The following is a 9,366-nucleotide window of genomic DNA, read 5'->3' as shown; positions in this document are numbered from 1 at the left end:
TTACTGTCCTATTTTGATTTTAATTGACTATAATTGATTTTTAGCGGTTTCACTCTATACCAAGATTGCACACACCACAACCTTATGATTGCCAAACTACGTTTTACCTTCCGCCTGCTCTGCATCGGCATCTGCCTGCTTTACGGTATGGCGGAAATGTTCTTCCTGTTTCCCTTTTACAGCAAACGGCGCAAACTGCGCGCTATCCAAATCTGGTCGCTGCGCGTCCTCGCTTCCTGCGGCATGAAGCTGGAAACCTTCGGTACGTTGCCTCAGGAAGGGCGGGCGCAGTTGTTAATCAGCAACCATATCTCTTGGTTGGACATCATGGCGGTCAACGGCGCTTTTCCGGGTCGGTTTGTGGCAAAAGACGATGTCGCCAAATGGCCGGTGGTCGGCTATCTCGCCACGCAGGCGCAGACCGTTTACGTTTCACGCAATAAAGGCACCAAAGGCAATACCGCTAAAATCGCCACGGTAACCGAAGCCCTTAAAAACGGCGATACTGTAACCATTTTCCCGGAAGGGACGAGTACGGAAGGTTATGAAATCCTCCCGTTCAAGCCCAGCTTTTTCCAAACCGCCTACGATGCAGGCGTTCCCATTATCCCCATGCTCTGCCGCTACCCCAATCCCGACGGCACCAGTCCGAACCTTCAGGCGGCTTATGTGGGCGATACCAGCCTGTGGCAATCCATCTGTATGATCATCAGCCAGCCTTCCAGCAAGGTGGAGCTGCATTTTCTGGAGCCGGTTCCCGCCAAAGAAGACCGCTACGAAACGGCGCTGGAAATACACGGCATCTTGAGCCGAGAATTAAAAAAATTGGGCTGATAGGTCCAAACAAACGAAAAGAACTTCAAACCGCTATCCGAACCGTTTCATCAAACCAAACAATAGGAGAAGCCAAATGGAAGAAACATTCGTCCAAACGCTGACCATCGCCGGCTCGGATTCCGGCGGAGGGGCGGGGATACAGGCGGATTTGAAGACGTTTCAGATGCGCGGTGTGTTCGGCACCAGCGTGTTGACTGCCGTGACCGCGCAAAATACGCTCGGCGTATCGGCGGTGCATCTGGTTCCGACCGACATCATTACCGCGCAAATCGAAGCCGTCCGCGCCGATTTTGAAATCCGCGCCTATAAAATCGGGATGCTGGGTACGGCTCAAGTGATTGAATGCGTTGCCGAAAATCTGAAAAAATGCCGTTTCGGCAAGCGCGTCCTCGATCCGGTGATGATTGCCAAAGGCGGCGCGCCGCTGTTGCAGGATTCTGCCGTCGAAGCGATGAAACGTCTGCTGTTGCCCGACACGGACATTCTGACGCCGAACCTGCCTGAAGCGGAAGCCTTGACGGGCGTGCGCATTGAAAACCGCCAAGATGCGGAACGCGCTGCTAAAATCCTGCAAGATTGCGGCGTGAAAAACGTGGTGATTAAAGGCGGGCATTTGGGCGACAGCCGCAGCGAATACTGCATCGACTGGCTGTTTACACCGGATGACGTGTTTGAATTTGCCGACCGCCGCTTTCCGACGGCGCATACGCACGGTACGGGCTGCACATTCTCCGCCTGTATCGCCGCCGAGTTGGCAAAAGGTTTCGAAACACTCGAAGCCGTGCAAACCGCCAAAAAATACATTACCGAAGCGATTCGCAACCCTTTGAACATCGGCGCGGGACACGGTCCGGTCAATCATTGGGCTTATCGGGATTGAATAAGGTCGTCTGAAACGGAAATTTCAGACGACCTCTTGCTATATTTATCAGTCAAATTTGTTTACAATATTGGGCAAACCAACTTCAACTTCGCGGAAGAGACATCATGCAAGTTACATCAAAATGGATAGACGGAATGTGCTTTGTCGGCACGACCGAAAACGGACACAGCGTCGTTATGGAAGGCGCGGCGGCGGAAGGGCAGGCAAAACGCGGTCCCAGCCCGATGGAAATGCTGCTTTTGGGTGTGGCGGGCTGTTCCAGCATTGATGTCGTGATGATTGCCGAGAAGCAGCGTCAAAAGGTGGTGGACTGCCAGGCGACGGTTACTGCGAAGCGTGCCGACGATGCCCCGCGCGTGTTTACCGAAATCCACATCCATTTTAAAGTCATCGGACACAACCTGACCGAATCCGCCATCGAGCGCGCCGTGCAGATGTCCGCCGAAAAATATTGTTCCGCTTCGATTATGCTGGGCAAGGCGGCGAAAATCACCCACAGTTTTGAAACCGTCGAAGCGGAGTAATTTTTCAGACGACCCCCCGTATCCTTCAGGGGTCGTCTGAAAAGCGTTTAGAGGCGGAATATTGTTAAAGCGTGAATAAAGCCCGCCCGACAAAAAAGCAGATATATTCACGCTACACTATGAATATATCTGCTTGCTTATTGTGGATTCTCTCTCTATCAGCCTTCATAACTTGGCCTTGTGAGGATATTGTGCAAGCTTCACTAGAGATTGTCAACAATTTTTAATTATATCTTAATCAGATTTTGTGCTATATCGAAATGGAATCAAGCAAAAAGCGATAAGGGGCGGTTTGCCGCTGCTGAAAAATTTCTGTTATTTCAAACGATATGACACGCCAGACTATGAGGAGAGCTTAAATAATGAATACCGATAACGATACCCTCCATGCGCCTACCCCTTCTTCCATGATGCCGCCAGGCAGGCATGATTCGGAGCTGTTCCGCGTTTACGCCCTGATTTTGGACGGCATCACCGACCATGTTTTGCTGCCCGGCAAAAAACTGACCGAATCCGAGCTTTGCCGCCAGATGGTTTGCTCGCGCAATACCGTGCGCGGCGCGCTGTCCCTGTTGGCACACGACAAAATCGTTGATTTGCAACCCAATCGCGGCGCGTTCGTTCATGTTCCCGATTTGAAGGAAATGCAGGACGTGTTCAACGCGCGTATCGAAATGGAAAGCATGATTTTGAACCTCCTGTCCGATATGCCCGATTTGGAAACCCGCCTCCAGCCGCTCTACGCCATGATCGAGCGTGAAGAACAGGCGTCCGACAGTGGCGACCGCGTGGGTTGGAACCGCCTGTCCAACGCCTTCCATGTCGAACTGGCGCGCCTGATCGACAACAACGTCTTGTTCGACATCATGAACACCCTGTGCGCCCGCTCTTCGCTCATCGTCGCCGTCTTCGATGCGCAGCGTCATGAAAAACGCACCATCAACACCCACACCCATTCCGAACACCGCGAAATCCTCGACCTGCTGGTCAACGGCAAACGCAACCGCGTGGTCAAAGTCATGCGCAAACACTTAAGCGCGTGCGTGGAGCGTTTGGAACGCAAATACGAAGCGGAATAACACGGACACAGCAAAAAGGTCGTCTGAAAACCGGGATTCAGGTTTTCAGACGACCTTTGGTTTTGGGTAAAGCCGAATCGGCGGCAGCCTTTTCCGATTTTGGGCAAAAGGCGTACAATCCGAATTCAAACGAACCGGAACGAATTGAAACGAATCCAGATGAAACCGAAAATACAAAGACACGAACACATCCTCGCCCTGGTACGCGAGCAGCATTTCATGACGGTCGAGCAGCTTGCGGAAGCCTTGGACGTGACCCCGCAGACCATACGCCGCGACATACAGGAATTGAGTGAAACGCGGCAGTTGAAGCGTTATCACGGCGGAGCGTCGGTCGGCGATATTTCCGGCGGCGTGGCTCAAGGCAAGCGAAAACACTGCCAAAATGAAAAAAACGCCATCGCCCGCCTGATTGCCGCCCACATTCCCGACAATTCGTCGCTGTTTATCAGCATAGGCACGACGATGGAAGCCGTTGCCGCCGAGTTGGTCAAGCAGCGTAAAAACCTGCGGATTATCACCAACAATATTTACGTCGCCTCCATCACGTCCGCGCGCACCGACTACACCGTCATCATCACTTCCGGCGTCGTGCGCCCCTTGGACGGCGGGATTACGGGCGTGGCGACGGTCGATTTTATCAATCAGTTTAAAGTCGATTATGCCGTTATGAGTACGCACGGCGTGGAAAGCGACGGATCGCTTTTGGACTACGACTATAAAGAAGTCAGCGTCATGCAGGCGATGATGACCAATGCGCGGGTCAGGTATTTGGGCGTGGACCACAGCAAATTCAACAGCAATGCCTTGGTCAGGCTGGGCGACATCGGCTCGTTTGACAAAGTATTTACCGACCGCGTACCGGAAGCCGCCATGCAGAAGGTTTTGGGCGATGCGGGCGTAGAATGGCTGGTTGCCGAGCCTGTGCCGCTTTGATTTCGGGGGTTACAAAAGGTTAATGAAATTCGGGTACAATGGGGAAGCGTTTTCAGATAGCTGCTATTGAGTGTGCAGGTCGTCTGAAAACAATCATCCGTACATGAATGTTCTTGGATTCAGAAGAACAGTTTTGAAAAGACATCAAGATGAATTTCCCCCGTATCAGCGAAAGAACATTTTCCGGCCTTTCATTGGCTGGCACTATCATTATTATCATCACGACTTCGATATGGTTCAGTCAGGCAGACCCCGAACGCTTCGGGATTACATTGATTGCCGGTATGTTGATGCTTGTCTCGGCGAATCTGGTTTATGTCCTGCTTTCCCATCGTTTGCGACCTGCTACTGTGGCGGGCAGCGTGTGGATAACAACCATACTTTGGTTGTTGTTTATGATGGCGGTAGACAGTGCTGACAGTCATAATGACCCTTACTCCCCTAATTACGATCATCACGGATCAGGTTTTTTGTGGCTAGGGTTGCCTGTATTTTATGTTGGTTCGCTGATTGCTTCCATTATCGCTACCGCAGCCCGCCCCAAGTTGCTCTCTTTGGAAAAATCCTCACTTCAAGCATTTTGGGCGTCCATGCGCTGGTCTTTTATCGGCACTACCGGTTTGCTTTGGATTTTTTACCCAATCGCAATTTTGGTTATTTTGGGTATCGTTCTGTTGATGAACCGGCTGGTTGATTTTATCGATTCATCAACCGCATTTAAACGTCCGGGAGACAATGCTTCCGACCATTCCAATCTTTCATCCGATTCGTAATTGTCTATACAGAGGTCGTCTGAAACGGTTTTCAGACGACCTCTGTACCTTGTATTGACTGTAAAGCCGTCCTGTTTTCAGGTAAAATCGGCACGACATCATATTTTCAGATAGCTCCCGACCATGCTCAACAAAGACCAATTCGCGGACAACCATTTCATCCGCACCATCATCGAAGAAGACTTAAAAAGCGGCAAACACGAAGCCATCCAAACCCGCTTCCCGCCCGAACCCAACGGCTACCTGCACATCGGCCACGCCAAATCCATCTGCCTGAACTTCGGTTTGGCGTATATTTACGACGGCTTGTGCAACCTGCGTTTCGACGATACCAACCCCGAAAAAGAAAACGACGAATACGTCAACGCCATCAAAGAAGATGTCGAGTGGCTGGGTTTCCATTGGGCGGGCGAGCCGCGTTTCGCTTCCAATTATTTCGACCAACTTTACGACTACGCCGTCGGTTTAATCAAAGACGGCAAAGCGTATGTTGATGATTTGACGCCCGAAGAAATGCGCGAATACCGCGGCACGCTGACCGAAGCGGGCAAAAACAGCCCTTACCGCGACCGCAGCGTCGAAGAAAACCTCGACCTGTTCACGCGCATGAAAAACGGCGAATTCCCCGACGGCAGCAAAACCCTGCGCCTGAAAATCGACATGGCATCAGGCAACATCAATATGCGCGACCCCGTCATCTACCGTATCCGCCGCGCCCATCACCACAACACCGGCGACAAATGGTGCATCTACCCGATGTACGACTACACGCATTGCATTTCCGATGCCATCGAAGGCATCACGCATTCCTTGTGTACGCTCGAATTTGAAGCCCACCGCCCGCTGTACGACTGGGTGTTGGACAACATTCCTGCGCCGCACGCCACCCGCCCGCGCCAATACGAGTTTTCCCGTTTGGAGCTTCTGTATTCCATCACGTCCAAACGCAAGCTGAACCAACTGGTTTCAGACGGCCACGTTACCGGCTGGGACGATCCGCGTATGCCGACGATTTCCGGTATGCGCCGCCGCGGCTACACGCCCGAAGGCCTGCGCCTGTTTGCCAAACGCGCCGGTATTTCCAAATCTGAAAACATCGTCGATATGAGCGTGTTGGAAGGCGCGATTCGCGAAGAGTTGGAAAACTCCGCCCCGCGCCTGATGGCGGTTTTGAACCCGCTCAAAGTCACCCTGACCAACTTTGAAGCCGGCAAAACCCAAAGCCGCCGTGCCGCGTTCCATCCCAATCACGAAGAAATGGGCGAGCGCGAAATCCCCGTGTCTCAAACCATCTACATCGAAGCCGACGACTTTGCCGAAAATCCGCCCAAAGGCTTCAAACGCCTGACCCTGGGCGGCGAAGTGCGCCTGCGCCACGGCTATGTCATCAAGTGTGACGAAGTAGTGAAAGACGCGGCAGGCAATGTGGTTGAACTCAAATGCAGCATCGACCATGACACCTTGGGCAAAAATCCCGAAGGCAGAAAAGTCAAAGGCGTGATTCACTGGGTTTCCGCCGAACACGCCGCCGAAATCAAAGTCCGCCTGTACGACCGCCTCTTTACCGTCGAGCGTCCCGATGCCGTGCGCGGCGAAGACGGCGAATACCTGCCGTTTACCGATTTCCTCAACCCCGAGTCCGTCAAAGAAATCACCGCCTACGCCGAACCCGCAGCCAAAAACCTGCCCGCCGAAAGCCGTTGGCAGTTTGAGCGTCTGGGCTATTTCGTGACCGACCGCAAAGACCACCGCCCAGAGCAGCCCGTGTTCAACCGCACGGTCACGCTGAAAGACTCTTGGCAGCCCAAGTAATCTGTTGGCAACAGCAATACTAGAAGGTCGTCTGAAAACTTGAAATCGGGTTTTCAGACGACCTTTGTTGATAAAGGAATGAGATGGAACGTTATTCTGTACATTTGAAACTGCTGGGGATGGCGGTGTTGTGGGGTGCATCTTGGCCGATGGGGCGGATGCTGGGGCAGTCGCTGCCGCCGCTGACGGGCGGGGCGGTTCGGTTTGTGTTGGCTTCGGTTTTGTTGTTGGGCTGGCTGTTTGCACGCAGCAGGTTTGCGACTTTGGCGGTTTTGTCGGCGCGGCAATGGCTGGGCTTGACGGCAGCCGCTTCCGTCGGGGTGTGCGGCTATGCGGTGTTTTTCATGCTGGGTTTGCAGGCGATGCCGGCGGGTAAGGCGGCGGTGGTGGTGGCGGTGAATCCCGTGCTGACGCTGCTGCTGGCGGCTTGGCTTTTCGGCGAACGGTTAAACGCGAAGATTTTGGCGGGTATGCTGCTGGCGGTCTGTGGCGCGATAACGGCGGTAACGCAAGGACAGCCGTTGACGGTATTGTCGGGCGGAATCAAGGCGGGGGAGTGGCTGATTTTCGGCTGCGTGGTCTGCTGGGCAGCTTATACCTTAATCGGACGTGCGGTTTTACGTGGGATAGACGCGTTGACGGTAACGGCGGCAACTTCATTCATCGGCGCGCTGATGTTGTCGGTGGTGGCGTTGTGGACGGACGGATTGCCGTTTGAGGCAATGGCGGTGATGGATGCACGCGGTTGGACGGCATTGGCGTGGCTGGTCATCGGCGCGACGGTATTGGCCTACGCGTGGTATTTTGAAGGCGTGAAGATTTTAGGTGCAGGCAGCGCGGCGGCGTATATTACGCTCGTGCCGATTTTCGGTATGCTGTCTTCGGCATGGGTTTTGGGCGAACCTTTGCATATTTCGCTGATTGCGGGCTGCGCGGCAGCGGTTGGCGGAATGACGCTGATGCGGTACGGGCAGAAGGTCGTCTGAAAGATTCAAGAGAGGATAAGTTCCTTATCAAACGATGGATGCTCTGTCAGTGTTATAGAAACTCAATCCAGTAGTCTCGGTGTGGTTCGATAATGACCGGTTTGCACCAGAAATATTTGAGGTATCCCAAATTGGCGGGCGTTACGGGGCGGTTGTTCATATTGAATTTTTCAGCACTTTCCCTAGTCAGGAAACATTTGACGGATACATAATGTTTACCGTCTGATTCTCTTTGAATGCCTTCGAAACCGATTCTGTCTCCCACCTTAAACTCTTTGGCAAGGAGTTGTCCGAGAAAATAAACGGTTTTGTTTTTCATCAACTCGTAGGCTTTCGCATTTTCTATTTCGGCATTTGTTGCTGCAAACATAATGCAAAAGCTGTCGATAAGGTCTTTCAGGGGCTGCAAATCGTCTTTGGAAAAGATAATGTCCGATGTATCAAGTCCGGATATAACAAGGTTTACATAATAGGGTTGCCAGATAACCGCATCAAGAGACATGCCTAAAGGGATGGTTTGCGCTTTGTAGCCGGTGATTTCAAACTTTCTCCTTTCTTTTTCATATGCCTCTGTTGAAGCAAAGACATGAAGGTTCTCCACTTTCCTGAACGGCCTTTTTTTTACGAAAGCAATGACAGGCCTGTCCAGTTGTTCGAATAAATTGAGGTTGTAGTATTCAATAGGAATTTTTTGCATTGAGACCTTTCTTTTCTATGTTTCGTGGTTTTATTCTAACATATCGCTAAAGCGGCTGTTCCGTTTGCGATAACGTTGTCTGTCGGCTTGTAAACTTGTTTCAGGATAAGGCAGGGGGCGTCTGAAAAGGCAGCAACCGGTTGCTTTGTGTTCAATATTTTTTATCAAGGAAATCATGATGTCTGCTCCGCTCGAAATTGAAACCCACCCTTTCCCCGCCTTGCTGCCGTCGCAGGCGACGGTAATGATGATGGGGACGTTTCCGCCCAAGGAAGACAAACGCGCGATGCAGTTTCATTATCCGAATTTTCAAAACGATATGTGGCGCGTCTACGGGCTGGTGTTTTTTAATGATGCGGCGCATTTCCAGATGCCGTCTGAAAAAGCGTTTGATGCGGAGAAAATCAAGGCGTTTTTGCGCGAACGGGGGATTGCCTCCTGTCCGACTGTGTTGAAGGCGGTGCGGGAACACGGTAATGCGTCCGACAAGTTTTTGCAAGTGGTGGAAACCGTCGATTTAGCGGTGGTGTTGGCGCAGATGCCCGACTGCCGCCATATCTGTACCACCGGCGGTAAGGCGACGGAAGTCCTGCTCGATATTCAGGGCAGCGGCATCAAAATGCCGAAAACGGGTGAAACCGTGCCGTTTCCGTTTGCCGGACGGGATTTGACGCTGACCCGCCTGCCGTCCACTTCGCGCGCCTATCCTTTGAGTTTGGCGAAAAAGGTAGCGGCGTATCGGGCGTTTTTCGAAATGGCGGGTTTGTGTGAAAAGCAGTTATAATTGCCGACAATTTCCCTTTCAGACGACCTTCTTAAAGCGAGGCCGTCTGAAAAAA

At 52.2% G+C, this 9,366-nt stretch carries 10 protein-coding genes; 9 read left to right on the top strand and 1 reads right to left on the bottom strand.

Translation table 11 applies throughout. From position 1 onward, the window contains the following. The first annotated feature begins 84 nt into the window (after positions 1-84). The 8 genes from HMPREF3277_RS06740 (at position 85) to HMPREF3277_RS06705 (ending at position 7,830) form a co-directional block, all read left to right on the top strand. On the top strand, positions 85-834 hold the full coding sequence (locus HMPREF3277_RS06740) for a lysophospholipid acyltransferase family protein (protein ID WP_003776778.1): 750 nt from the start codon (positions 85-87) through the stop codon (positions 832-834). A 76-nt stretch (positions 835-910) separates the two neighbouring features. Continuing rightward, positions 911-1,717 (top strand): bifunctional hydroxymethylpyrimidine kinase/phosphomethylpyrimidine kinase, encoded by an 807-nt coding sequence (thiD, locus tag HMPREF3277_RS06735; RefSeq protein ID WP_070870454.1) that lies wholly within the window; start codon positions 911-913, stop codon positions 1,715-1,717. A 107-nt stretch (positions 1,718-1,824) separates the two neighbouring features. Then, a complete protein-coding gene (locus HMPREF3277_RS06730) occupies positions 1,825-2,244 on the top strand; it encodes an OsmC family protein (RefSeq protein ID WP_003741038.1) in 420 nt (139 codons plus the stop codon). Between the two features lie 362 nt (positions 2,245-2,606). Continuing rightward, positions 2,607-3,323: a GntR family transcriptional regulator gene (locus HMPREF3277_RS06725; RefSeq protein WP_070870452.1), complete on the top strand. Its 717-nt coding sequence runs from the start codon at positions 2,607-2,609 to the stop codon at positions 3,321-3,323. Between the two features lie 159 nt (positions 3,324-3,482). Next, positions 3,483-4,259 (top strand): DeoR/GlpR family DNA-binding transcription regulator, encoded by a 777-nt coding sequence (locus HMPREF3277_RS06720; RefSeq protein ID WP_039410480.1) that lies wholly within the window; start codon positions 3,483-3,485, stop codon positions 4,257-4,259. A 149-nt stretch (positions 4,260-4,408) separates the two neighbouring features. After that, positions 4,409-5,032, top strand: coding sequence for a hypothetical protein (locus tag HMPREF3277_RS06715; RefSeq protein WP_070870450.1), 624 nt, complete (start codon positions 4,409-4,411; stop codon positions 5,030-5,032). 123 nt (positions 5,033-5,155) lie between these two features. Beyond that, complete coding sequence (locus HMPREF3277_RS06710) at positions 5,156-6,844, top strand: glutamine--tRNA ligase/YqeY domain fusion protein (protein WP_070870448.1); 1,689 nt, start codon at positions 5,156-5,158, stop codon at positions 6,842-6,844. A gap of 83 nt (positions 6,845-6,927) precedes the next feature. Continuing rightward, positions 6,928-7,830: a DMT family transporter gene (locus tag HMPREF3277_RS06705; RefSeq protein ID WP_070870446.1), complete on the top strand. Its 903-nt coding sequence runs from the start codon at positions 6,928-6,930 to the stop codon at positions 7,828-7,830. Between the two features lie 52 nt (positions 7,831-7,882). On the opposite strand, the gene HMPREF3277_RS06700 is transcribed toward HMPREF3277_RS06705, so the two are convergent. Next, entirely contained in the window at positions 7,883-8,527 is a 645-nt protein-coding gene (locus HMPREF3277_RS06700; protein ID WP_003756053.1) for a hypothetical protein, read from the bottom strand. 178 nt (positions 8,528-8,705) lie between these two features. Here HMPREF3277_RS06700 and HMPREF3277_RS06695 point away from each other — a divergent pair, with 178 nt between their 5' ends. After that, on the top strand, positions 8,706-9,311 hold the full coding sequence (locus HMPREF3277_RS06695; protein WP_070870444.1) for a uracil-DNA glycosylase family protein: 606 nt from the start codon (positions 8,706-8,708) through the stop codon (positions 9,309-9,311). The last annotated feature ends 55 nt before the right edge of the window (positions 9,312-9,366 follow it).

The organism is Neisseria sp. HMSC70E02 (assembly GCF_001838645.1).
Taxonomy (GTDB): domain Bacteria; phylum Pseudomonadota; class Gammaproteobacteria; order Burkholderiales; family Neisseriaceae; genus Neisseria; species Neisseria macacae.
This window is presented reverse-complemented; position numbering and strand designations above follow the sequence as displayed.